This is a genomic window from Bradyrhizobium valentinum (genome assembly GCF_001440405.1).
GTDB lineage: Bacteria > Pseudomonadota > Alphaproteobacteria > Rhizobiales > Xanthobacteraceae > Bradyrhizobium > Bradyrhizobium valentinum.
Genome location: NZ_LLXX01000143.1, coordinates 117,006 through 141,764, shown reverse-complemented (window position 1 = coordinate 141,764; position 24,759 = coordinate 117,006). Strand labels below are relative to the sequence as shown.

Below are 24,759 nucleotides of genomic sequence, written 5' to 3'. Positions count from 1 at the left end.
GTCTCCGTATGGCCCAAGAATTTCAGAGCAAAGGGGGTGACGTCAAGCGAAAGATGAATTACGAGTCAGAATTCATAAAACGGGAAAGGGCGGAGGAATTCGTCCTTTTGAACGGGAAATGATCAATCTTTCGAGCTTCATCGCGTTTCACGCCAGGCGAACGCCGGATCGCTGTGCGCTGAAATACCGCGGCGAGGATATCTCTTACGCCGAGTTCGACCTCCGTATCCGCCGGGTCGGCGGATGGCTCATCTCGCGCGGGATCGGTCCCGGCGACGTCGTCGCGGTGCTGATGAAGAACAGCACGGCTTTCCTCGAACTGGTGTTTGCGGCGAGCCACATCGGCGCGGTGTTTCTACCAATCAACTATCGCCTGTCCGCTGACGAAGTCGGCTACATCGTCGGCAATTCCGGCGCACGCATCCTGATTGCGGACGAAGAACTCGCCGGTATCGCCGCTGGCGGCGCGCCGGTGGTCCTCCTCAACGCATCAGCGCAATCCAGTGTCTCCCTTCTCGCGCCCGATATCGCACCTGCCCCGATGCATGTCAGGCAACCGCGCGACTTGATGCGGCTGATGTACACATCAGGCACGACCGACCGCCCCAAGGGCGTGATGCTCACTTATGAGAACCTGTACTGGAAGTCGGCCGATCAGACCCTGGCACTGGGATTGAACGCGGAAACGCGCTTGCTGGTGGTCGGACCGCTCTACCATGTCGGCGCGCTCGACCTGCCGGGGATTGCCGCGCTCTGGCATGGCGGCCTGCTTTCCATCCACCGCGATTTCGAGCCCGAGCAGGCGCTCGCCGCCATCGAGGCGGAGAAGCTCAACGCCGCATGGTTCGCGCCCGTCATGACGACCGCGATCCTCACCTGCCCCACCCGCGACCGCTATGATGTCTCCAGCCTGCGCTGGGCGATCGGCGGCGGTGAGAAAACCCCTGAAGTGCGCATTCGCGCCTTCTCCGATTATTTCAAGAACGCCCGCTACATCGACGCCTATGGGCTGACCGAGACCTGCGGTGGCGACACCTTCATGGAAGCCGGCCGCGAGATCGAAAAGATCGGTTCTACCGGCCGCGCCATCGCCCATGTCGAGATCGAAATCCGCGACGATGCAGGCCGTCGACTGCCACCCGGCGAGAACGGCGAGATCTGCATGCGCGGGCCAAAGGTCTCGCAAGGCTACTGGAAGGATCCCGAAACGACCGCCGCCGCATTCTTCGGCGACTGGTTTCGCACTGGCGACGTCGGCTATCTCGATGAAGACGGCTTTCTCTACCTGACCGACCGCAAGAAGGACATGATCATTTCCGGCGGCGAGAACATCGCCTCCTCCGAGGTGGAACGCGTCATCTACGAACTGCCGCAGGTGCGCGAGGTTGCCGTCATAGGCATGCCCGACGAGTGCTGGGGCGAAAAGCCGGTCGCTGTCGTGGTGCTGGGGGACGGCGCCACGCTGGAATTGTCCGCTGTTGCCGAGCACTGCCGCGCGCACCTCGCCAGCTTCAAGGTGCCGAAGCAACTCATCATCCGCGACAGCCTGCCGCGCAACCCTTCCGGAAAAGTCCTAAAGCGCGTGCTGCGCGCCGAGCTGGAATCCCACGCATGACGCAATCTCCGCAAACCGCATCGGGCAAAGGGACAAAACTCAACCGCGTCGAGCGCAACGCCTGGACCAAGCGCAAGATATTCGACGCCGCCACCAAGGTCGTCGGCAAGTATGGTTACGCCGAGGCTTCCGTCGCCCGCATCACCGAGCAAGCCGGCGTCGCCCAGGGAACATTCTATAATCATTTCGAAAACCGCCAGGAACTGCTCGACCAGTTGCTGCCGAAGATCGGCATCGACATGGTTCATTTCATCCGCGAGCGCACCGGGAACGCGCAGGCAGCCAGGCAGGAGATCGAACGGTTCAGCGCCTTCTTCGACTTCATCCGCGAGGTGCCGGAATTTTTGCGCATCCTCAACGAGGCCGAACATTTCGCGCCGGCCGGCTATCAGAAGCATCTTGATAATATCGCGACCGCTTACGTCCGTATCCTCCGGCGCGCGCGTCAAGCCGGCGCGATCGTCGATTATAGCGACCAGGAGTTCGAAGCCATCGTTCACATGCTGATGGGCGCGCGCGGTTATCTGAGCCGTCGCTATTCCTACGTTGGCGGCAATGTCACGGCGGCGCCCGAGCACGTCATTTCCGCCTATCGAAAGCTGGTCACACGCGGCCTGTTCACACCGGATGAAGGCAATAGCAATGACCGCTGAGGGTATCGTCCTCGTCACCGGTGGCAGCCGCGGCATTGGCGCCGCAACCGCCACGCTCTTGGCCGAACAAGGCCGGCGCGTTGTTGTCACTGACATCGCGCCGGAGCCGCTGGCGGGGACGCAAGTCATCCTCTGGCCGGCCCCATTCGACGTCGCGAACGAAAGCGCCGTCGTCAGCGGCATCGCCGATATCGAGACCGCGCACGGCCCAATCACTGGCCTCGTCAACGCCGCCGGCGTCTTCGGCAAGATGCACCGAATCGAGCGCGTGCGGATGGATCAATGGGACCGTGAGGTCAATATCGACCTGCGCGGCACGTTTCTGGTCGCCCGCAGCGCCGGCGTGAAGATGGCCGAGCGCCGTCACGGCGCGATCGTCAACGTCGCCTCCGTTGCCGGCATGACGTCGGGCCCGATCCATGCCTATACGGCGGCAAAGGCCGGCGTCATTCAGATCACGCAGACGCTAGCCGCCGAATGGGGCCGCAGCGGCGTTCGCGTCAACGCGGTCTCGCCCGGTTTCACGCGTACCGTGGCGCTGGAAGCCGGCATCGCTTCGGGCGCGCTGAACAGGAAATGGCTGGAAAGCCCGACCGCGATGAACCGGCTGGTCGAGCCAATCGAAGTCGCACAGGCAATCGCATGGCTGCTGTCGCCGATGAGCAGCGGCGTCACCGGAATCAACCTGCCCGTCGATGCCGGCTATATCGCCGGCACCACCTGGGCCGCCTATGGCGGCTTGCCGGACGCACCAGGCGCGTAAACGAGGACACCAGCATGAATATCGAGCTACCTCGCAAGAAACTCGATCTGTCGTCGGCGATTGCCGAGGGCGATATCCGCGTGCTGCTGATGGTACTGGTCCACATGACCGGCGATGAGCGCTGGCTGGAGCCGCCCTACAGGCCGAAGCGCGACGTCCGTCTGATCCCGGATCCGCACGCTGGCGTCGCTCCGGAGATCCAGGCAGAAATCCGCACTGCGGTGCTGAAGCTGTTCGCGAAGGGTGAACCGAAGCCCGTCATATCAGACCCCGGCAACAACCTGATGCTGAAGATGATGCGCGCCACGCTCGGCGAGCACGTTGCGCCGGAGTATGCGCCGCTGATGCGCGAGGAAATGGGCTTTATTCCCCGGGAGGCGCGCTGGACCAGACCGCCGTCGAACGAGAAGCTGGCGCAGCAGCATGTATTGATCGTCGGCGCGGGCGTCTGCGCCATCGCACTGGGCGTCGCGCTTGGCCGGCTCGGCATTCCCTACACCATCGTCGAGAAGAACGACGAGCTCGGCGGCACCTGGTATGTCAATCGCTATCCCGGCTGCGGCGTCGATACACCGAACCATTCGTACTCGTTCTCGTTCGGCCGGCGTAATCCGTGGACGCGCTATTTCGCCCAGCGCCAGGAATTGCTCGACTATCTCAAGAAAGTCGCACTCGAACACGACATTCGAAAACATCTCCGCCTCAACACGGAACTGACATCGTCGCGCTGGGACGAGAGCAAGCGGCGCTGGATTTCAACGTTGAAGACCGCCAACGGCGACGAGATATTCGAATCGACCATACTGGTCAGCGCGATCGGCCAGCTTAACGACCCGCATCCGGCGCACTTCAAGGGCGAGGAAAGTTTCAAAGGCTTGACGCTGCATTCCGCTTTGTGGTCCGACGACGTCAAGATCGACGGCAAGCATGTTGCCGTCATCGGCACCGGCGCAACCGCCATGCAACTGGTGCCCTCGATCGCGGGCCGTGTCGCCTCGGTCACCGTCTATCAGCGGACCGCGCAATGGGCGCGTCCGGTTGCAGGCTATTCTGATCCCATCACCGAGGGAGCGCAGTGGCTCCTCGCGCACCTGCCGTTCTATGTGCAGTGGTATCGCTTCAACATGTTCTGGCGCTACGGCGACGGCCTGTTGCCGTTTCTGCGCAAGGATCCCGACTGGCCGCACCCCGAGCGCGCCGTCAACAAGGGCAATGACCGGCATCGTGAGGAACTGACGGATTTCATCCTGTCCGAATTGAAGGACCGCCCGGACCTGATCGAGAAATGCGTGCCGACCTATCCGCCCTATGGCAAGCGCATCCTGCTCGATAACAACTGGTTCAAGACGCTGACCAGGCCGAATGTCGAACTGGTCACCGACAAGATCGACCATTTCGCACGCGACGGCATCGTCGCCGCCGACGGCAAGCTGCGGCCTGCCGACATCGTCGTTATCTCGACCGGCTTCAAGGTCACGGAAATGGCCGCTCGCCTCAACATCACGGGACGTGACGAAAAGAATCTGAAGACGGCCTGGGCCAACGACAACCCGACCGCCTATCTTGGCCTCACCGTGCCGGACTTTCCGAATCTCTTCGTGATGCTCGGCCCAAATTCAGGTCCCGCGCATGGCGGGAGCGTGATCTTCCAGTCGGAATGCCAGAGCCGCTATATCTCGGCCTGTCTCGTCGAGATGATCGAGCACGACATCGCCGCGATCGATGTTCGCCCCGAGGCGCACGATCAGTACGTCAGACAAGTGGATGCCGAGCATGAGCAGTTGATCTGGACTCATCCGGGCATGACCACCTATTACCGCAACAGCCAGGGCCGGGTGTTTTCGGCGATGCCTTGGCGGTTTGTGGATTACTGGGCAATGACCCACGACCCCGACCTACGGAACTACCGCCAGACAAAGGCTTGAACCAGTTCCCGGGAACCGGTCGCGCGAGTTGACTTTGGGATGGCTTGACACCGACCGGCATCTGCCGCAGCATTTCGATGCTGCACCTGTTGAAGTCACGGAGCGGGTGGCTCCTCACTTTAGCAGGCATTGGCGCCCCGGTTAGATGATCGAGACGACACGCAGCGGGAGCGGACACAAGTCCGTTGGGCCAACTCTTGGAGAGGAGCATGACGCCACCGGATCAGACCGGTGACCTTGCTCAGCGCAAGGTCCGGGTGCGTTCGAGGTCATAAGCAGCTGCCAGCCTCATCGCGCCTTCAACAATCCGAACATATCCGCGGGACTGGAGCGCCAAGGCCACGCGCTGCCGGATCCTGAGACCTACTGGTGTCTACCAGAAATCCTTCGCCTATAACGAAGATGTAGGGCCCCGCGATGCTTTCATGCACCGGGGCCCATTCGTTTTTGCAATATCAAAACCGTGCCGCATGGTTCCATGCTCTATTCGGATCGCAGATACTGATCCGATCGAGCAAGGGACACGCCATGGAAAAGCCGCGCGTACGAATCTACACCGATTACAAGAGCCCTTACGCCTTCGTCGCCAACAAGCGGCTGTTTGAGCTCGAGCAAACTTGTGGCGTCGAACTGGAATGGCTGCCCTACACGTTGCGCATTCCTGAATTCATGGGAACGGTGGAGGAGCGCACGCCGCATTTCTGGCGCAAGGTGCGCTACGCCTATATGGACGCGCGCCGCTATGCCAACGCGCAAGGCCTCACCATGAAAGGTCCGCGGCGCATCTACGACGCTTTCTATTCCAGCGCCGGCATGCTGTTCGCGCAGCGCCACGGCCTGTTTCGCCCCTATCACGACACGGTATTCCGGCGCTTCTGGAGTCATGATCTCGAAATCGACGAGCTGTCGGATATTTCGGGCGTGATCGCCTCGATCGGCGGCTCAGCAGAAGAATTCGAGGCTTACGTCCACGGCCCGGCGCGGGCAGAACATGACCGCATCATCAATGAGGCAGAAGCACTCGGCGTGTTCGGCGTGCCGTCCATGATCTTCAACGGCGAATTGTTCTGGGGCGGCGATCGCATCGACATGTTGATCGAGCGCATCAGAAACCCGGAATCGATCGCGATGGCGCTGGGCAGCCGCCACCGGGTGCGACGTCACGGGCCTCGCGGTTCAAGCTAGCCGCTCGCAGTCGTCTTTATCTGCGATCTCTTGGAAGACCTCGCCGACGAATGGGCGGTGAAGGAGGCCGTGAACGAGCATTGCGCCAAAACATCGGTGCACAGGAAGCCCCAGTGCCCGCGGTGATCACGCCGCGAGACCGAGACTCCGCACGATCTTTGGGCGGCGCCTGCCTGTAATTTGTTCGCACATCACGTCGCTAAATCGCCGATGCTGATGTCAGGCGTAGCGACAGGTGCGTCCCGATGAACACATTCATTCGAGTGGTTGAATTGTGGGTGCCCGACCGAACCCGCACCCGCCTGGAATTCGGCGGCTGTCTTTGCAGCGAAGAGTATTCGGAGTTCAAGGCCGTCAGCGAAAATGCGCTGTTCGCCTATGGCGAAGGGCTGCCCGGCAAGGCCTGGGCCTGCGGCCATCCCGTCATCCTCACAAAATTTGCAAACTCCTACTTCAAGCGCACGGACGAGGCGATCGAAGCCGGATTGACCTGCGGCGTGGCGCTGCCTGTCTTTGCCGGCGAATTCCTGATGGCCGTGATGGTGCTGTTCTGCGGTGATGACGAAAAGCACGTTGGCGCTATCGAGCTGTGGCACAACGATCCGGAGAAGTCCCACGAGATGGGCTTGGTCGACGGCTATTATGGCACCGCCGACATGTTCGAGTTCAACTCTCGGCACACCAAGTTCCCGCGCGGGTTCGGCCTGCCCGGCCGCGCCTGGAAAGCCGGCATGCCGCTCATCATCAAGGATCTGCACAACGCCAAGAGTTTCCTGCGTTGGGAGGAAGCGAGCGAAATCGGCATCAATTGCGGCGTCGGCATTCCCTACACGACACCCCCGGATCAGACCTGGGTCATGAGCTTCCTGTCCGCGCAGGCGACGCCAATCGCCCGACGGTTCGAGATCTGGGTGCCCAACCCGTCGCGAGCGGAACTGGTGTTTCACTGCGGCGATTGCAGCAAGAATGCCGATCTGACCTCGCTTTATGCCGAAAAGACGATACGCAAGGGCGAAGGCAGTATCGGCGGTGCCTGGGCGACGGGCATGCCCGCCATCAACGAGCATCTGAAGGTTGATGAATCGATCGCAGCGCAGCAGGCGCGCGCAGCCGGCATGAACCAGATCGTTGTGCTGCCAGTGATCGAAAACGCCCTGCTCAAGGCCGTGCTCGCCTGGTATCTCTGAAGGCGCGTTCAGCCGCCTTGCGCGTGTGCCAGAAGGCGCTATGCCGAGGCCCTTCGCAACGTCCGGAAAAAATCCCGCACTTCCCGCACGAACAGGTCCGGCTGCTCGAACGCCGCGAAGTGGCCGCCCTTCGGCATTTCGCTCCAGTGCTGGATATTCATGTAGCTCGCCTCCATCCACTTTCGAACCGGCGTGACGATCTCCCTGGGGAAGACGGTGACACCGGTCGGTACCATCACCTTGTGAACGGTGCGGCGCTTCGGCCCAAAACTTTCCCAATAAAGACGCGCTGATGAGGCGGCGGTCGCCGTCACCCAATAGAGCATGACGTTGTCGAGCAGTTCATCACGGCCAAGGATGTTCTCGGGGTGGCCATCGCAATCGGTCCAGGCCCAGAATTTTTCCAGAATCCACGCGGCCTGCCCACTGGGCGAATCTGTCAAGGCGTAGCCGAGTGTCTGCGGCCGGGTCGATTGCTGCTTGGAATAGCCGGAATCCCAATCGGCGTAATACTGAATGTCGTTCAGCGCGCGCGCTTCCTCTGGCGTCGGCTGCCCTTCCACGTTGGGCCGTATCGACATCGCCAGCGTGATATGAATGCCGGCGCAGTGCGCGGAATCCTGTGCACCGATCGCGGTGGTGATCGCCGATCCCCAGTCGCCGCCCTGCGCGCCGTAGCGTTGATACCCAAGACGATCCATCAACGTCGCCCAGCTCGACGCAATGCGATCGATGCCCCAGCCGGTCCTCGTCGGCTTGGCCGAAAAGCCGAAGCCGGGCAGTGACGGGCAAACGACGTGAAACGCGTCGGCGGCGTTACCGCCGTGCGCGGTCGGATCGGTTAACGGCTCGATCACCTTGTGAAACTCGACCACCGAGCCCGGCCAGCCATGCGTGATGATCAGCGGCATCGCTTCCGGGTGCGGCGAACGGACGTGCAGGAAATGAATGTCGAGCCCGTCGATCTCGGTGGTGAACTGCGCAAAGCGATTGAGCCGCGCCTCGCGCTCACGCCAATCGTACTCTTCCGCCCAGTATCGGCAGATGTCCCTGATCCATTTCAGCGGCGCGCCCTGGCTCCAGTCGTCAACCAGCTCGGCTTCCGGCCAGCGCGTGTTGCGCAACCGTGATTTGAGATCGTCAAGCACGGCGTCGCTAATCGAAATGCGGTAAGGCTTCATTACTGTACCCATGAGACATTATCCAGCCGCAGCTCAGTGAAATCACATGGATTAGGAGTCGGCTCGTTGCATTCTAAACGCCGGATAATGCCCGTCAGTGGCACCGCATGCAAATGCTGAACCCTCTCTCCCTCGCGCGTGAGGCAATTCGAATTCCGTACGCCGGTTTCTCTGCACGGGCTTACCCACTGCTGCTCGTAAGAAGCTAACTACCGGCCCCGAAAGCGCCGTTGTAGATACCCTCGCGGCCTGGGGGCGTTCAATATGTGCCTCGTCGGAGTATCGCAATTCGATGCAATCCGCCGGCTCCGGCCTAGATGAGCCGCAAGGTCGACTGCCACGAGAACGCGCCGATGGATAGCTTCTCTCCACATGCTCAAGGCTTAGCTTGTCCATCTCCGGCATTATGCAACACGGGTGGGGGGCCAGCGTGAGATCTTAGCCTCATCAAAGGCTTTTACATTCGAACGCGTCGCCACTCGGCAATCGGCTACATCAGCCCGATCGAATCAAAGCAGCTTACCCCTGCATTTTTCAGGGGAAGATCACGACGGCAAGTTTGCAAGTAGTTGGAAGACTACTAGCGCGTGGCCACGTACTTAGCAGCCAGTATATCGAGGATCGGGATTAAGGAGCTGTTCGAGATAAGCAAGACCAAAGGTAGCCAGTTGTTGTTTGTCCTTGTTCCCTGCAGATTTCAGGGTTTCAAGATAACGTATGATCTTAGCGCGCGATTGCGCATCCAATTCGCTGCGGCCGGACGTTCTCAAAATACTCTCTACAATCTCGCCCATAATAATACTCGCAATAATACTCGCACTGCATGGTTTGCATTGCAGCATTCCACATTGGTTTCGTCAACTCTCGCTCCACCAGCCGGGCCCCCGTTAATACGCCGCGGGGAAAAGATGAATTATTGCCGTTACTTAGGGCTTAGTGCGGATGTAGGCGGCTCGCCTTTGCGCGCCCTCGTCACAGGTCGGACAACGACCATTGTCGGAACGTTCGAGGCAAATTCTCGTTTTGGCACCAGTTTAGCGCGTCGGTGTTTTCCTGAGATGCCGCACCGCCGCGCGGCGGAGCACCCGGGTGCCCACCCTTATACCTACCCCATGAGAGTGCGCGCTTGGTTGCGTGCAATAACACGCTTTTGGTTCCCAGATAACAGTAGTTGACACCTTCTCAGTAACTAGCCCCGCGCGGCAGAGTCGGACTCCCATTGCCCTCCGCCATAACCCGTCGGTCACGATGGTGCCGGAAAAGGTCGGGGTGGTAGTTATGATCAGAGAGATCTCTTTCACCCAGAACAAGAGGCCGATAGAGGTGAATGGCAAGCTGCAGCTCACAATCGCCGGTTTGGATGCGATTGGCTCACCCTGCGGCTTCGGTGAGAGGTAGCACAGGTCGCTCTATGCCATTCTCCAGATCAACCTTTACAGTCGATATCAATGGAGTAGCAATCTTCGTATTTCAGGCGAAGCGGCATAGCGAAGCTGAAGAGGTTTGCCGCGAATGGACGGCAGAACACTTAAGCGAGCTACTCGCCAGAAACTTTCTTGAAAGCGATGCACCTCCATCAATCAATGTTCGCATCGCTCATGCGGACGAACGCTCGGCGTACGAAGCTGCGAATGCACAAGTCGCTTCAGAAGATGATGTAACCTTGGTCTATTTGGTAAACTTTGTTTCTTGACCAGGCGATCTGTCGGAGCCGCAGCTGTCACGTGCCCACTCAGGCAACATACCTTGCCACGCGAAGCGTCGAAGCTTCACGGGAAGTGGGAGAGGCTACCGGACTTGACTCGCGGTCCATCGTCTACCGGATACACAATGTGGGCACTAGATCTGATAACCGGTTTCGTTCATTGCGCTCGCTTGTTGAAATGGCTTGCAAGAACAATTTTTTTGCGATCTCGCCCTTAAATCCTTCCTTGCTCATCGTGTGATGGCAGCGCTCTACTTCCTGCTTATTCAAAGCAGCAGTGCGAAAACCTGCATTCACCATCATAGCAGGCCCCGTTCTGAAGCAGGTCCCGCGGTTGGATCGGCCTTGGTCCGGCATTTTCCAGCCAAGCCTGCAAAAGCGACCTGACGAACTCGACTGAGAAATCACATGAAGGGGCCGGACGTCCTAATCGCGGGCAAGGCTGTCGTCCGGCGGTACCGGGAATCCTCATGACTGACTAACCAAGGGCGCTATTGGCATGTCAGGCCGCCTGTTCTTAGTGGCTCCCCCGGCGACACCCGGACCAGAGGATTGGAATAATCCGTCAACGTTTACCCGGGATACCCACACAAGTCGTCGTCCCATCCGTTTCTCGAGCGGCCGTGCTGCACGGCCTTGCAGGAACTATCTTTGTGCCAATACCGTCTTCTGCGGGCTTTGCCAGTCCTGTTGATGAACTAGGCGACTGCTCAGCAATCCCACGAACTTCGGCGGGCGCCACGGGTGGTTGAGACTGACCCGAAATGGGCGGGGAGGGATGCGTCGCTCCCGCACCAGCCGCACCGCCGGCGCCTGTTGCACCCGCGCTTCCACCACCGCCCGCCCCCTGACCTAAGGCCGTTCCGATCGGTAGTAAGGCGATACAAGCGGCTAATACGAGGGAATGAGGAAAACGCATGACCGGCTCCTTGGTTGAATTCACAACGGGAACCCAAGGACTTGGTTCCTTAATTTCGATTGCCTTCAGGCGGTGCGAGCGCAGCTTGATCGGACAATCAACCTGAAGGACAAACTGGCCCGGCTCCCCGGCCAGATTTGACTGGGACTTTACCCCCTTTCTATAGCGATGAGATCCTCTCTCTACAGCGATAAGGGACGGACTGGGATCCCCGGGCACGAACTGAAGCTGCTTTTGGCTAAGAGCCCGCGGCGGCGCACCAGAGCGCGACGCGTTTACCCTTGGCGGGCGTCAGTCAAATCAGGGGCCAGCCATACCGTCGTCGTATTCCCAGATCTGATGCGAGAGATGTATTCCAGGTTACCTCGCTCGCGACCCGGTGGTCCTGATGCCCGCCCTTGCGGGAATGGGTCAGGATCAGGTCGGGATTTACGAGGTTGAGACGCTGCTTAGATAATTGTTTGGTCTGCCCCCTTATGCTCCGGACGTAGAGTGTCGGTGAAGCTAGCCAAGATCAGCGACTTGTCGCGCAACCAGATGCTTCGCCCCTCGCCGCGCGTCTCTAAGGCGCGCCGCGTTTCCTGACAGAACGCATCATGTGGCTCGACGTCGGGCCCTTCGTGGAGGATGCGCAACACGGTAGCCCCAACGCCAATATTGATGTCATCGGAGTGGGCCCCGATACAAAACAATCGCTTAACATTTTTCAATGCGCAAAAAGGTAATCATCGCTGGTTCGCAATTGTCTCTCGCCTCCGGTTTGTTGTGAGGCCTTAGTAGGCTTACCTAGAAGACCCTTAAAGGCGCCAGTAAGTGACAAGAGCGGGCTTGCGAGGCAACGAGCTTAAGCGGGTCACATAGACAGCCGCGATGCAACCGAACAACAGCAGCTTTCCCGAATGCGGCCAAGCTGGTGCACGGCCGCGATCACGCCGCAACCGCCTGGCCACCAAGCACGGGGGACGGCAACGCTATCTCCGCATCGCCAAACGCTCGGCGATGATGGCCGGGCGCTACGCCCGAGCCAAGCAGTTCAACCATCAGCATGATCTCGGGCGCAATATGTGGCGTCATCCAACATGCGTTAGCGCGTAACAGGGTGGATGTTTTGGCGTGCAATTGAGGTTTGGAAATTGAAAGCACGTTGACGATCATTCCCACTTGTCCAGCCCGGATCTGGTGTGGGCCAATTCTGCTTCGGGTTCCCGGTTTAACCTTCTTTCTCCACATCAATCTTAATGCGGACATTTCGTTGCACCTCATCCAGGACGAAATAAGTTGGCGCACCGTTTCCGAATCCGTCTTGGCGAGGCCTTCAGGAAACCATATGCCCCTGGCGCTATTCGCAGTGAGCTACATAGATGATTGCAGAAGGCGAGAACAGCCGTCTACCGGGGAGCTTGGAACCACCTGCGTCATGGATGCAGATCTGGCATCTATGGACCATCGTCATCCCGCGAAGATCGATTACGGGCCGACTGGTGCATGGAAAGGTTTGGCGACGCTACGACGGCCGACGTTGGATCTACAAGAAATTCGTTGAGTTCGCGGATGACCGAGCTGATTGAGAAACGCGTGGCTGGCAGAATTACGATTTCAAAGACTGCAGCGTTGTTCTTTAGCGCTAAGCCTGCGAGGTGAGAAACATCACAATGCGAGCGCACGGATTGAACTAGCTCGCGTCGATCTACTGCCACTGAAGTTCGAACTTTCCTTCGATAATTTTCATACTGTGCGCAAGTGCCGTCTCGTTTGGCGTTGGGACGGTTCTATCGGCATGGCGTTCGAAATTGATCCCAGCGAGGCGCATTGCTTCGCGTATCAATCCGAGATTTCGAACTCGAGCTGGCTGTCTTCGATACAACGAGTGATCGCAATGTTGCATTGATCGCGCATCGCTTTCCCATATCTAACGCCTTTGACGGTCCAATTTGCACTCCCGTGCGATACTGGGACAACACGCTCGACAAAAATTTCTAGGAAACCCTCGCACTTTTGATCACTGGCTCTGATCCTCTCCACGAGAGTTCGCTCCAAAGCCGCGCGCGGAATCAGCGTGCGTTTTGGGGTGGCCTTTTTTATCATTGCAAATCTCATTTCGCTCCCGCCGCTTTCGAGGATCGCACTCTGGATCGGTGTCGCTGACCGTTCCGAGGCGACCTTAATCACCGGTTTCAGCTGCAAATTCTTCGCAGCCGCCCTACCCCGGTTGTCGTAGATGTCAAAACATACTTTTTGACCTTTGCGTAGATCTGCAAGACCGGCCTGCCTCACCGCCGAAAGATGAACAAAAATGTCCAGACCGCCCGAATCTAATCGTATAAACCCATATCGCTTGGACTGGCTAAATGACTTGACGATGCCGGTTGCCATGATTTTCTAGCGCCTCGCAATATTGCACTGCAAGGCAAGCTGACGATCTTCCTTTCTTACCAAGCGATCAGAACCGGTTTCAGATACCCCGATGTCCTGACCTCGCAATTTTGTGCCTGAAATAGAGGCCTAGAATCCCGGAAATTGCTGATAAGCCGTAAAACCGGCAGCCTGAAAAAGGGCTGGTCGGCAGCTCTGATCTCATAATGGCCCGATATTGGCCGTACCTGGAACATCTTGTTAACTCTTTAGTTTTTCCTCTAGGCTGACAAACTTCTGCGGCAAGGTACGGATGTCAGAGTCCAAATTCGGCTATTTCGGTGCTCGATCAACAATCAGCGTTGTTGATCAAGCCGACTATGTGATCGGAACGAAGGCCCGACGCGGGCCGGGCCTCCGACACTCGTCACCATGGCCATGGATCTATGCCCTCGCCATCAGCATCTCGATGTGGGCGATAATCGCTTGGCTTGCATTCCTGAGGTAAATCAGAGGCCGGCCCGGCTTTGCGGGGCAACCTCCCTGATTAGATGCATGATTTCCGCAAGATAGATTTGCGCACTGGATCTCCAGGAAAACAGCGCCGCCCTTTTTCGGCCTTCTGAAATCATTGTCGCACGACGACCTTCATTCCGTGACAAACCGACGATCGCGTCCCGCCAGCCATCGCCGTTATCGGGGTCCACGTAAGCAATCGCGTTCCCTCCGACCTCCATCAGACTTGCCGCATTTGACGAGATGACGGGGCAACACCTGGCCATTGCCTCCACTAGTGGAATCCCGAATCCCTCCGTCTTGGAAGGGAACGCCAGACATAGCGCGCCCTCATAGAGCGCGGCCAGATCGTCGTCGCCAACAGAGCCGGCGTGATGAATGTTGGATCGCTGATAGTTTGGCGCATGCGCCGAAAAAATGCTCGATGCCGCGCCGACGATGACGATGTCGATGCCTGCCGCATCAAGTCCCGGAGCCTGCTCGAGGATGACATGGATGTTCTTGTGCTTTGCACTGCTGCCGAGCAAAAGTACGTAAGGCCGCTTCAAGACCTTGAGGAGTGGAATTTCTGCCCGCTTTGCGTCCCATCTCAGCGCGTGCTCGTGGCCATTGGGCGCGATGAAGATCTTTTCCCGTCGGCATATCCCGTATTTGACCAGCATGTCCGCGGAAAACTGCGACACGGTCGCGACCCTGCTGGCTCTCCTGCCGATCAACGGCAGCAATGTGCGATAAGCCAGGCCGAAGGCGCGTGAGTAGCTTCCCGGCTGGATGAACGTATTTGCATCGTGAATGCATACGATGTGACGTCGCGCCAGCACCGGACCGAAATTTCCAAGGCTCAGGACGCCGGATGTTCCATGCCAAGGCAAAACCAATTGGTCCCAGGCATGACCCGAGCCGAACTTTGTCTGGCGAACATCGATCTGCGAAAGCGCAGGTCTTGCGTCCACACCGGGCGGCATAACAAGTCCAAATCCAAGCCGCCTCGCGACATCGCCGTCTTCGGAGGATATTTCGTCAAGCGAGGCAACGATTTCATGCGCATAACGTTGAACGCCCGTCATCCGTTGGGTCATGAAGCGGCCGTTGATCGCCCAGATTGACCTTCCGTCAACTCCGTCGTTAGAGCTTTTCATAAACAATTTCTCGATAGCAGGTTTGATGCTGAGCATCCCGGCTCTACTTCCCAGAAACAGATCGGACCAGAAACAATGTGAATCAAAGCGGTCCCAGGTTCTACCGATCAAGGAATACCGGAGTACTGTATTAGTTCATTTCATTTTCCAAGCGGCAGCAGTTATCAGCCGAGAACCCGCTCCGCTTCAGCGATGGCGCAGAGAACATGATAGAATGAAGAGGCCGGAATGAAACTAACCAACGATCGGCCGTCGCGATCAAACTGGTCGTACCAGCCACCCAAAACGGGATGGCGCAGATAGTTTCGATGCAGTCGAGCAAGGGCCTCACGAGCTTCGTCAGCCGCCCCCTGCTCTCCCGCCTCGGCCTGCGCGACCCACGCTTTGGCGATTTCCGTCTGAGGCCAGCAGCGCCGGGTGAACTTTCTGATATTCCCTTCTGCGTCGCCCTCGTCAAACAAGCAGCCCGTCACGTCATCGCGATATCGCAGGGCCGAGTTAAGCAGCTGCGAGCGATGCCGGGCGGTTGGACAGCCCGTGATCCGTTCAAAGCCCCTCAGCAGCCACACCCATTCCGCCTGATGCCCCGGTTCAACACTGACAGGCTCTATTTTCGACCAGTCCTCCTCGAAATATTCGCCGAGAACCTGACGCTGCGGATCGTATAAACTCGCAACGAAGAGACTGTATAAATCGCCGACGCGATTCTGAAGAACGGAATCCTTCATCGCATCGAATGCTGCGATCAACGCTTCGAACATATGCATCTGCGGATTTTGTCGGCGCGGCATCGTTGCGGGAATTCCCTCGATGAACCCGCCATGAGGCGATCGCAGGTCGTGGTCGATAAACGCGAGCAAAGATTCGATCTCGTTTCGAACCTGGGCATCATCGCTCAACTGATATAATGTCGACAGCGCGAGCAGCACGAAGGCGTGGTCATAGGTATCGCGCATCGCGTTGATCGTGGAACCGTCCGGACCCAGCAAGTGAACAAAGCCTGGCTGACCATCCGGGCTTTTGGCTTTCGCCAAAAGATAGTCCAGGCCGCTCATTGCGATTTCACGGCCTTCCGGATACCAGCCCATTTGAGCCGCCTTGGCGAACGAATAGATCTGTCGCGCTTGAACCCGGACACGCCGCGGCTCCGCACGATCCGCCCTGCCCTCGATATCGAGCCTTTCGATAAAGCCGCCGGCCGCCGCATCCCAGCCTTCGCCGGACCATAGAGGCAGCGAATGCTCGATCATAAGGGACTTCAGGGCTTTGACGATATCCTGGTATTCGGGCCCAATTGGTCGTGCGGTTATGTCGATGCCCGTCATTCTACCTTCCCGCGGCCCGTGGAGGCGGCTTCATATAATAGCGTTAGGGTTTCAGGTTTATGCCGCGAGCAGCATCGAAGCCCTTGCAACTCTAGTTGCGCCCGTCGCGCTCGATCGTAAGGCAGAATTATACAGTTTGGGTTCGTTCTGCCAATCTCAATAAGTCGGCTCTGTTGGTATCGATTTGCACGGCGATCATTCGCGGTTCCAGCAGCGGTTCGATGCATGCAATCGCACGTTGGGTTCGTTTTCCATCCCTTTTGTCGTTCGCCGTCTCGCCGGGAGCGTCTGAACTACGGGGCATTAGTTTAGCGTCCGGCGATGATCGCAGTTGGGGTTCGTTCTGCCAAACTCGGCCTCCTCAACATTTCGAACCTGAGGGCCGCCCAATAGCGACGACATTTAGTCGTTCGACCTGCGCAGTGCTCCCTTGCGCTTCGACAAAGCCCTCGTCTCGTAGCGGCTGATTCTATCCATTCCGCGCAACGCGGTCTCAAGGTCGTTTACCGCCCACATCTTCCAGATCATTCATTGTCAAAAAAAGGTTGTAACGGGCCGCCCGAATCCGGTGTAGGTCAAAATGACATTCAGCGACGAAGCGCGATTGCTCGATCCTCAGGAAATCATCGCTACCTTCAGCCAGAATTGCGGCCAGACACGCGATCCTTTCCTTTTGTTCACAATCGTTTTCAATTCGTATTGCGAGCCCATGCCGGCGAGCGTTGTGTCGCGAACGTAATTTGCCTCATCTAACCGACCCGAATTTACTGCCAAAGACGACGTTCAAGCGACCTTGTTCCATTCAAAAATGAGCATTTCTGCGAACGAGATTGCGCCTGATTCCTTTCAATGAATGCTGCGCGCATGCCTGCGAGTGTCTGCGCCTAAGAAACGCGGGCGACGTCTCGGCCCGTTCAATTTTTGGCTCCTAAGCAGATTTCGAGTAGCGCTAGTTTGAAGGACGCAAAATAGCGTGGGGGCTTCTGGTCACCAGGAATACCCTCGCCTCCGACCGATATGCGGCTACACTTTTAGCGTCCAGAGAAGGAAAAGCGTCGAGAAACTCCTGGAACGCTTCCTTTTGTCCGATCTCTCCGTCTTTCTCGCGCCATCCCCAATCATCAAATACGATTGCGGCACAATCCTGAATAAAAGGTTCGCAAAAGAATAAAGCTTCCTTTGACGCACTGTAGATATCACAATCAATCAAGATCAGCCCTGCCTTCTTGATAGGGTATTTGTCTCTGGTTGCTTCGGTACATGTTTCCTTGAACCAACCCTTCGTCAGCGTGACCCGATTTAGATCGACACCTTCTTTTTTTAGATAGCGTCGTGTTGCAGCTAGTGTCGAGTGGAATTGTCCTTCACCCCAACCTTGTCCGTCAGCCTCAGGTGGCAACCCTTCGAACGAATCAAAACCGAAAATGTGGACGCCAGCCAACTCCTGCGCATTAAGGGCCCGATACACCAACGCGGTCGAAGTTCCTCGGCTGACACCAAATTCAAGGTACTCGCCGAAGGGTATATCTCCCTTGGCAGCTTTAACCATGCCCAACGTGTTGAATATGCATGCGTAGAATTCATCTTTGGGGACCAACGGGTCCCACCTCAAAAAGCCTCGCGCGGAGGCCAGAGCTTTCAGGCGCTCTTTGAGACCGATTTGATCGAGGCACTTCAGAATCAATTGCTTCACGAGATGTCTCCTATAAACGCGACGGGGACGCGCAACGCCATGAGGACCTGCGAATCCTGCCACCAAAAAGAGAACGAGGGAGGCTTCAGAACGTCGATACGATGTAAGCGTCGACTTTCTTCGCGACTTTCGCAGTGTGGAGCGCGATCACAATGGGATCGTAGACAACTACTTAGAGGCAGTTATCGTCTTCAAGTCCCCCATGATTATCTTGCGGGTCGGCGGCCAGAGGAGCCACTTGGAATTTCACCAAGTCCACGCGATGTCATGATCATTGCCGGATTGAGACGCAATGCAACTGCGACAAGCAGTCGCGTCCTGCAAACAAGGAGTCATTACAGGCAGAACATGCTATCGTCACGATCTGATATCGCGCATCAAAAACCATCTGAATTTAAATCACATCCCGGAGATGCCGATCGGTGTAGTTCATCCGCAACGACATGAAGCCATCGCCTCTTATTCGCAAATAGCTTTCAAGCCTCTTATGCGGAAGCTACATTAGCTGCGAGAAAGCTTGCAGATTTAATCATTGATTCGGTGCACCGGATAGTGACGTTGAGCGCACTGGCGACAAGTCATGAGCGCGCTCGAGGGAATAAGGGTGCTCCGACTGGGTAAACTTTTTGAGGAAGGACAAACTATGGGGATTGGGCACCCCACTTTTCCCTGCCACGAAGATTGCTGTTGGTTAGGGGCGTTTGGTAAGCCGCATGACGACGTTCGTGCCTAATTCGCAATTGAGATCAAAAATCTTCTTCAGATACCATTCTGTAACTAGTCTCAATACCGACTTTAAACGTGCTCCCAGTCTGCGCCAAGGAGGGCCAATTGGTGCCGGCTTCTTTGGCCTCTTCGAAGAAATCGTCAGAGGTCCGCCCACGGTCAACTGATAAAGAATAGCCACGGACAACGTCGATCGATGCGTGTGGTCAGCGTGCTGAAGAAATCGGCCAAAAGGGCTCTGACCGTTCGGGAAGCGAAGGATCAACTCACCTCCAGGCTTCAGCATTGTTGCGACAGCATCGAGTGCTGTCGTTAACTCTGAAATGCTCAGGTGTTCAAACACATCGTAAGCTGCAATTACATCAAAAAACTCTCTGAACTGAGGAAGGTTGTCGCCGAGATTGCTTGAAAGCAAAGGGATGTTTCGTGCCGTTGCACGTTCAAGTGACGCGTCTAAAATTTCGATGCCAAAAATCGAAGCTCCCCGACTCTTTGCCCACGACAACAATGCACCATTTCCAAATCCAATTTCTAGAAACTTGGCGTCAACCAGCGGAACGCCATCGAAATCGGCAGCAAACCAATTTGCCTCATACTCACTAAAGCGGAAGAAAGAGTCGTGATCCCACGACTTCCAATGACCATAGTTCGCGTAATCGAGCGCGCGCATAATGTCTCGCCTGATTTATAGCTGGATCTACCGTTGTCCAGATGGCAGCAACCTCAGCAAAAGCTGGCTTTTCACTTCAAAGATTTGAAAGCCCGGTAAGACTTACGGTGGTACATTCCGCGGAAAATTGTTATCTGGCGGATCGGTGGCCAGAAGAGCCACCTAGCATTACACTAGGTCCGTGTGATCGGCGGAATGATCACAGACCTTCTTTGCATACGCAAGTGAATCAGGCGCAATCTCGTTCGCAGAAATGCTCATTTTTGAATGGAACAAAGTCGCTTCGTTCAAAGTAGTGTCGCGAGTTGTAGAGGGTTCAGATTGCTTTATGCTCGCACTATTGAATTTCAAGTATCAGGGCGTGATCACTGACGGTCAGGGGAACGCTGTTTACGTCGCTCAGGATATGGATTGGTGTGGTGCCCAGGGTTGTGTCGTAGATCTTCACGATCGCGTGGGTCTTGCCCAAATTGACCGTGATACTATTCGCGCCCGTAACCTGTTCGCCCCAGACTACTAGCTCGAAGACGCCGCTGCTTTTTTGCAGCAGGAGATCGTGGATGGTGGAGGGGGCGTTCGCGATAGAGTAGTCAAGCTTTCCAGGGGTGGCGACGGGAACATTGTCAGCCAGAATTGACGTAAGATTGTGAATGTAAGTCGCTGCTAATTTTGGCGTCCAATCTTGATGAAAGAGCCCTTGGTTGCCGCCGCCTCCTTCACCTTCTCCCAATTCATAAATAAAGGTGTACCTCCAACCCCGCTTGAACTGCGCGAGATAGGTATTTACCAGGACAGTGCCTTGAATTCTTTCTTCTTCGGGCGTCGCGGCGTCCCAGCCGGTCTCGGTTGTCACGCGCGGTAGATTTTCTAGTTCAGCGTTTGAATAGCCCCTGAAGTGTCTTTTCCAGGTTCTTCCATATTCACCGTAAAGCCCATCCCAGTGACTGTCCAGCGTGGGATCGGCGGCCTGCCATGCCTGGTTGTCGACATACCCAAGGCGGACCCCTGACACATAGTTATGCACATTGGCGTAGTCGGCAAACTGCGTGCCATCGGGAAGCAACGTCCCTGCTCCCGCGGGAATTGTCAAAAATTGCAGCCCCACATTGTCGGTCTCGGCACCTCCTTCGGAAACGTGGAAGACTGGATACCGGCTTAATTCAGGATCATTCTTTACCGCGCTGTAGAGATCTCTCTGCAGCTTGGCGACCGGAAGCCAGCTAGGCCAGCCCGGTAACCAACCCAGAAGCCAATCCGGAAACCAGCCTAGGAGCCAGCCCGGAAGCCAATTGAAGGCCGCTCCCCCGCCTGGTTGTCCCTTGTAGTTGATCGGAAAGTTGTTGGGTTCGTTCGGCCCCTCGATCGAAAGCAGCGCGCCGGCTCGGGCCAAGGTCCTCGCAGCGGCAGTTAAGTCGATCACATCGGCGCCTAACAGATCAACCCGAACCCCAGTTTGCGCATGAAGCATGAGATGGCCGGACAAGTTGCGCCCGCTATCGCGGATGTTGCGAACTCCGAGATACCGCAAGGGTAGAACATATGAGCCCGGATCGTATCCTTGGTCCACATGCGTGTTAACGCCGAGAGAGCTCAGAAAGGTGTCGCAACTTACAGCCTGTACGGCGGGTTGGATCGGTTGGTCAGCGTGAGCCGAAGCCGCTACGGCGCAAGCCAATATTCCGACCCCCGCTCGCCAGCATCTTACCCTCTTCGTCATCCGCTTTTCCCGCATATACCCACGCAGACGAGGATTTCGTCAAGATACAGCTGTGCGCTGCGTTTCCAGAAGAATAGCGTCGCTCGCGTTCGTTCCCGCGCCGTCACGGACGCATCCTGGTTTCCTGCCAAGCCAATGATCGCGTACCGCCAGCCGTCACCGTCATTGGCATCCACATAAGTAACCGCGTCGCCTCCTACCTCGATAAGGCTTGCTGTATTCGAGGAGAAGACGGGGCAGCCCCGGGGCCCATTGCCTCAACGGAATTCCGAATCCCTCGATCTCGGAAGGGAATACCAGACATAGCGCCCCTCGTAGAGAGCGACCAGGTCGTTATCACCAACATGGCCCGCGTGATGAATGTTTCATCGCTGATAACCGGGCGTATTCGCGGAAATGCTTGATGCCGCACCTACAACGACGATGTCGATGCCCGCTGCGTCAAGCCCCCGCGCCTGCTCGAGAATGCTTTCGTCATGAGAGTTTCCAACCCTTCATCGACTCGAACACGCCGTGGTCCAAGCGGTGCGAATTTCGTCGGTGCTTGGGGATGGCACTTTTCGAATAAACGCAATTTCTTCGCCGAATCTCTAAATCAAAGAAATAAAGGGCAGCAAACCTGAATGAGCCGAGCATCGTAGAAAAGAGAAATGGGCACCATCCCACTTGTTCGACCTCAATGAGTTTCCGATTCTTCGCCCCTCTTCTGAGCGATTGCCCATACCCATTATTGGAAAATTGGGTTCATTCGCTAGCGAACGATACCAGCCGTATCTGCGCCATTTGAAGAGGTTGGCCTTTAAACATTTCCGATTGCCCCAGGCATCTAATTTTATATCTTGCTCTCGAAACCCACACTCTTGCAGCAAGTATGACAAACCTTGTTTTGTCCACCGACAGCAATCAATCGGCACGTCGTGAACTCTTACGAGAAAAGGCGTTGCAATAATGAAATAGCCGCCTGGCCGAAGCATCTTGTACACATTTCGACCAGCTCTCATCGGCCAAGGCAGGTGCTCAAAAACCTGATCCGCTATGATTAGATCGAACTCGCGATCGAGCGCTTCGGAGCAAATATCAAATTCGGGAAATTGCGTGGAGTTGTAGAGCCGAAATTAAAGGTTCGTCTCCATTGCGGGCCGCCAGAAATCTCCAGAACATCAAGAGTCTCTGATCGAATTCCGCGTATGAATTCGAAGCAACGCCGGTACATAACAACGCGAAGCCAATCCGTCGTATCAAAACCCACTTTACCAAGGATACTCTTAAGTCTTACTCGGAAAGACTCGTCTGCAAGATAAGGTTGAAAGAATGACTTTAGAAACATAGGCGGATTATCCTATCTCTAGCGGAACCTCCTGCATATGCTGGATGTGGGCGGCAGCATATTCAACCAGCCGTTCCCGCTGGAGCAGATAGGCGCGCAGGGTCGCAATCTCGGCATCGGGACGGAAGCTACCGCGTAACAGGAATGAAGCTGGCGTAACCACGCGGCATCGCTGACATCGGTCTTGCGCCCGGACACATTCTTGGCGTACCGCGCGTTGATCAGAATGACCTCGAACCCGCGCTGTTCCAGGATCTATAGGCCGGGATCCAATAGACCCCGGTGGATTCCATCGCGACACTGGTCACACCGCAGGCTTTGAACGAGTCCGCCAGATCATGCAGGTCCTGTGTGAATGTGCCGGACGTGCGCACCGGCATGTCAGTGCAGGCCGAGTTCACTGTGGCCATGTGCATCTTTGATCCGATGTCGATGGCGGCCGCCCCGAAGTTGACCGGCTTCAATTCCGGGCGGTCACCGGTTGTCGTCTTGGGCATCGCAAACCCTCCGTCCGATCATGGGCAGGAGGGTCTGGGCTATGCCAATTTATCATCTTCCTAATCGGGATCGCCGCCGGAACGGTCACTCTCAGGTCCGCATGCACCCATGGACCACGTTTTTGAACGGGGACAGTGCCTCCAATAAGCTGACGGCCGCTACCCTCCCAGCCAAAAAGGATAGCACAAGGCTGTTTCTACCCCAATGACTCGGTGACGCCGAGTACGCTTTTTGCATTAAAGAGCGTGGTAACAGGGATTTGTCCATAAATCTAGCAGCCAGCTCAATGTTCTTGCAGAATTGGAATGAAGCCGTCATGGCGTTCTCATCGATCGTCAACGCTGACTGACGCGCCGCGACAATCAAACTTCCAATTGACGGTTAACCACTGGCCCGAATATCGTCACTGTCGTCTTAGATTGCGACCTACAGAAGGTAGGCTGCTTTCGTTTTATTCAAAAGGCAAGTATGTTCCGTTCACCAGCGTGCCGGAGACTGCTTCAGGACGGGTCTCGCCCCATCGTGAGTAAGGCTTGATGATGCCGTTTGGCCGGCGCCGGTCTAAAGATCAGATGGACTCAAAATCGATATCGCGATGACTGAAGATTTCAAGTTGCCTTTAGTGGCTGTCATAACGCCCGTCTACAACGGCGCCAGCTTTTTGAGTGAAACGATGGCCTGCGTTCAAGCGCAGAGCTACGATAATCTAGTCCATTTCGTGTTGGACAACGCGAGCACCGATGAGACACCGGCCATTATCGAACTATTCAAAAATTGCCGAGTGCCGGTTATCGCGCAACGAAATTCTGAAACGATCGGTATCAGAGATAATTGGGAGACGGCAATCCGATCAAGTCCGCATCAAGCGACTTATTTTTTGTTGCTATGCGCCGACGACTTGATCACGCCCGACGCGATAGAAAAAATGGTCGTTCTTGCAGAACGCGATCCGTCGGTTGGCGTGGTCGGATGTTTATGGACCACTGGTTCTGTTCCAGGCAGTAACGCTGAGAACAGCCGATGTGGCCTACCTGCAGATATTTCAATTTTCAGCGGCCGCTGGTTCGTGAAGTCATATTTGATGCAATTGCATTACGCGACATCCCCGCAATGCCAGATGTTCCGCCGAAGCGTCATCGAAGAGACCCATCAGTTCTATTCAAATGATGAGATGCTAATGGATGTCGATGCCTGCTTGAAAACGTGTACACGTTGGAACTACGGTTTCGTTCATAGTCGTGTCGGTTTCACCCGAATTCACGGTGGAAGCATTACAGGACGACTTATGCAACCTAACAAGATGCACGACGCTAACTGGCTTGCTCTAATCGATCGTTATGGTCCGACCGTTATGTCTCCTTCAGAGTTTGACGAGTGCAGAAGGGCTTTTTTGCGCTACTATTTTCGTCGATTGCTTCTTTGGCGATATCAGGATCGTAACAAGCCTCTGTTCGATATGCATATCGCGTTCCTGAAAGAACGTGGCGTTAGCCCAACTTTTTTTGATTATGCAGGCGCGCTGCTTGAATGGGTCTGGCTCGCCCTCTTGAATCGTCGGAATGAGGTCAGTACCGCGAGATCGTTGTGGGCGAACACATGGGCCGAACTTCGCCGGTCGACGTCAGACGAGGCCCGCGGCTTACGTTCAGCTGCGGATTGATTG

Annotated in this window: 18 protein-coding genes, 1 pseudogene and 2 other annotated features; of the genes and pseudogenes, 8 read left to right on the top strand and 11 right to left on the bottom strand. The window is 56.4% G+C overall.

Annotated elements, in window-relative coordinates; genetic code table 11:
* Positions 1 to 118: 118 nt before the first annotated feature.
* From CP49_RS25615 to CP49_RS25590, 6 genes are all read left to right on the top strand, one after another.
* The gene (locus CP49_RS25615) at positions 119 to 1,615 is read left to right on the top strand and encodes an AMP-binding protein (RefSeq protein WP_057852938.1); all 1,497 of its coding nucleotides are present in this window, start codon (positions 119 to 121) and stop codon (positions 1,613 to 1,615) included.
* The gene (locus CP49_RS25610; RefSeq protein ID WP_057852937.1) at positions 1,612 to 2,268 is read left to right on the top strand and encodes a TetR/AcrR family transcriptional regulator; all 657 of its coding nucleotides are present in this window, start codon (positions 1,612 to 1,614) and stop codon (positions 2,266 to 2,268) included. Before CP49_RS25615 ends, CP49_RS25610 begins: the two co-directional genes overlap by 4 nt.
* Positions 2,258 to 3,031 (top strand): SDR family NAD(P)-dependent oxidoreductase, encoded by a 774-nt coding sequence (locus CP49_RS25605; protein ID WP_057852936.1) that lies wholly within the window; start codon positions 2,258 to 2,260, stop codon positions 3,029 to 3,031. Before CP49_RS25610 ends, CP49_RS25605 begins: the two co-directional genes overlap by 11 nt.
* Positions 3,032 to 3,045: 14 nt before the next feature.
* Positions 3,046 to 4,956 (top strand): flavin-containing monooxygenase, encoded by a 1,911-nt coding sequence (locus CP49_RS25600; RefSeq protein ID WP_057852935.1) that lies wholly within the window; start codon positions 3,046 to 3,048, stop codon positions 4,954 to 4,956.
* A gap of 528 nt (positions 4,957 to 5,484) precedes the next feature.
* The gene (locus tag CP49_RS25595; RefSeq protein WP_057852989.1) at positions 5,485 to 6,141 is read left to right on the top strand and encodes a 2-hydroxychromene-2-carboxylate isomerase; all 657 of its coding nucleotides are present in this window, start codon (positions 5,485 to 5,487) and stop codon (positions 6,139 to 6,141) included.
* A 245-nt stretch (positions 6,142 to 6,386) separates the two neighbouring features.
* Complete coding sequence (locus tag CP49_RS25590; protein WP_057852934.1) at positions 6,387 to 7,328, top strand: GAF domain-containing protein; 942 nt, start codon at positions 6,387 to 6,389, stop codon at positions 7,326 to 7,328.
* A 38-nt stretch (positions 7,329 to 7,366) separates the two neighbouring features.
* Here CP49_RS25590 and CP49_RS25585 read toward each other — a convergent pair whose 3' ends face one another.
* Positions 7,367 to 8,521, bottom strand: a complete 1,155-nt coding sequence (locus CP49_RS25585; RefSeq protein ID WP_057852933.1) for an epoxide hydrolase family protein — start codon at positions 8,519 to 8,521, stop codon at positions 7,367 to 7,369.
* 587 nt (positions 8,522 to 9,108) lie between these two features.
* Positions 9,109 to 9,303 (bottom strand): hypothetical protein, encoded by a 195-nt coding sequence (locus CP49_RS45165; RefSeq protein ID WP_156438658.1) that lies wholly within the window; start codon positions 9,301 to 9,303, stop codon positions 9,109 to 9,111.
* Positions 9,304 to 9,920: 617 nt separating this feature from the next.
* On the opposite strand from CP49_RS45165, the gene CP49_RS45160 reads away from it, so the two are divergent.
* Entirely contained in the window at positions 9,921 to 10,202 is a 282-nt protein-coding gene (locus tag CP49_RS45160; RefSeq protein ID WP_156438657.1) for a hypothetical protein, read from the top strand.
* Between the two features lie 1,858 nt (positions 10,203 to 12,060).
* On the opposite strand, the gene CP49_RS46320 is transcribed toward CP49_RS45160, so the two are convergent.
* From CP49_RS46320 to CP49_RS49620, 9 genes and pseudogenes are all read right to left on the bottom strand, one after another.
* Positions 12,061 to 12,288 carry a hypothetical protein gene (locus CP49_RS46320; protein WP_197423232.1) on the bottom strand — a complete coding sequence of 76 codons (228 nt, stop codon included), beginning with the start codon at positions 12,286 to 12,288 and terminating at the stop codon, positions 12,061 to 12,063.
* A gap of 666 nt (positions 12,289 to 12,954) precedes the next feature.
* Positions 12,955 to 13,506, bottom strand: coding sequence for a cold shock domain-containing protein (locus CP49_RS48980; RefSeq protein ID WP_063791768.1), 552 nt, complete (start codon positions 13,504 to 13,506; stop codon positions 12,955 to 12,957).
* 488 nt (positions 13,507 to 13,994) lie between these two features.
* The gene (locus tag CP49_RS25555; protein WP_057852928.1) at positions 13,995 to 15,176 is read right to left on the bottom strand and encodes a glycosyltransferase family 4 protein; all 1,182 of its coding nucleotides are present in this window, start codon (positions 15,174 to 15,176) and stop codon (positions 13,995 to 13,997) included.
* Between the two features lie 128 nt (positions 15,177 to 15,304).
* Positions 15,305 to 16,465 (bottom strand): AGE family epimerase/isomerase, encoded by a 1,161-nt coding sequence (locus CP49_RS25550; RefSeq protein ID WP_057852927.1) that lies wholly within the window; start codon positions 16,463 to 16,465, stop codon positions 15,305 to 15,307.
* A gap of 949 nt (positions 16,466 to 17,414) precedes the next feature.
* Positions 17,415 to 18,158, bottom strand: coding sequence for a TylF/MycF/NovP-related O-methyltransferase (locus CP49_RS25545; RefSeq protein WP_057852926.1), 744 nt, complete (start codon positions 18,156 to 18,158; stop codon positions 17,415 to 17,417).
* Positions 18,159 to 18,362: 204 nt separating this feature from the next.
* Positions 18,363 to 18,418, bottom strand: a sequence feature (sul1 is cis-regulatory element that is thought to sense ions involved in sulfur or methionine metabolism; They are found in Alphaproteobacteria).
* 431 nt (positions 18,419 to 18,849) lie between these two features.
* On the bottom strand, positions 18,850 to 19,554 hold the full coding sequence (locus tag CP49_RS25540; RefSeq protein ID WP_057852925.1) for a class I SAM-dependent methyltransferase: 705 nt from the start codon (positions 19,552 to 19,554) through the stop codon (positions 18,850 to 18,852).
* A gap of 128 nt (positions 19,555 to 19,682) precedes the next feature.
* Positions 19,683 to 19,738 (bottom strand) — a sequence feature (sul1 is cis-regulatory element that is thought to sense ions involved in sulfur or methionine metabolism; They are found in Alphaproteobacteria).
* A 153-nt stretch (positions 19,739 to 19,891) separates the two neighbouring features.
* The gene (locus CP49_RS25535; protein WP_210183106.1) at positions 19,892 to 21,082 is read right to left on the bottom strand and encodes a glycosyl hydrolase; all 1,191 of its coding nucleotides are present in this window, start codon (positions 21,080 to 21,082) and stop codon (positions 19,892 to 19,894) included.
* Positions 21,083 to 21,861: 779 nt separating this feature from the next.
* A complete protein-coding gene (locus CP49_RS47820) occupies positions 21,862 to 22,284 on the bottom strand; it encodes a hypothetical protein (protein WP_420807648.1) in 423 nt (140 codons plus the stop codon).
* 327 nt (positions 22,285 to 22,611) lie between these two features.
* A pseudogene (locus CP49_RS49620) lies at positions 22,612 to 23,095 on the bottom strand (IS110 family transposase); the annotation flags it as partial.
* Positions 23,096 to 23,691: 596 nt separating this feature from the next.
* Here CP49_RS49620 and CP49_RS25520 point away from each other — a divergent pair.
* A complete protein-coding gene (locus CP49_RS25520; RefSeq protein WP_057852922.1) occupies positions 23,692 to 24,756 on the top strand; it encodes a glycosyltransferase family A protein in 1,065 nt (354 codons plus the stop codon).
* Positions 24,757 to 24,759: the final 3 nt, after the last annotated feature.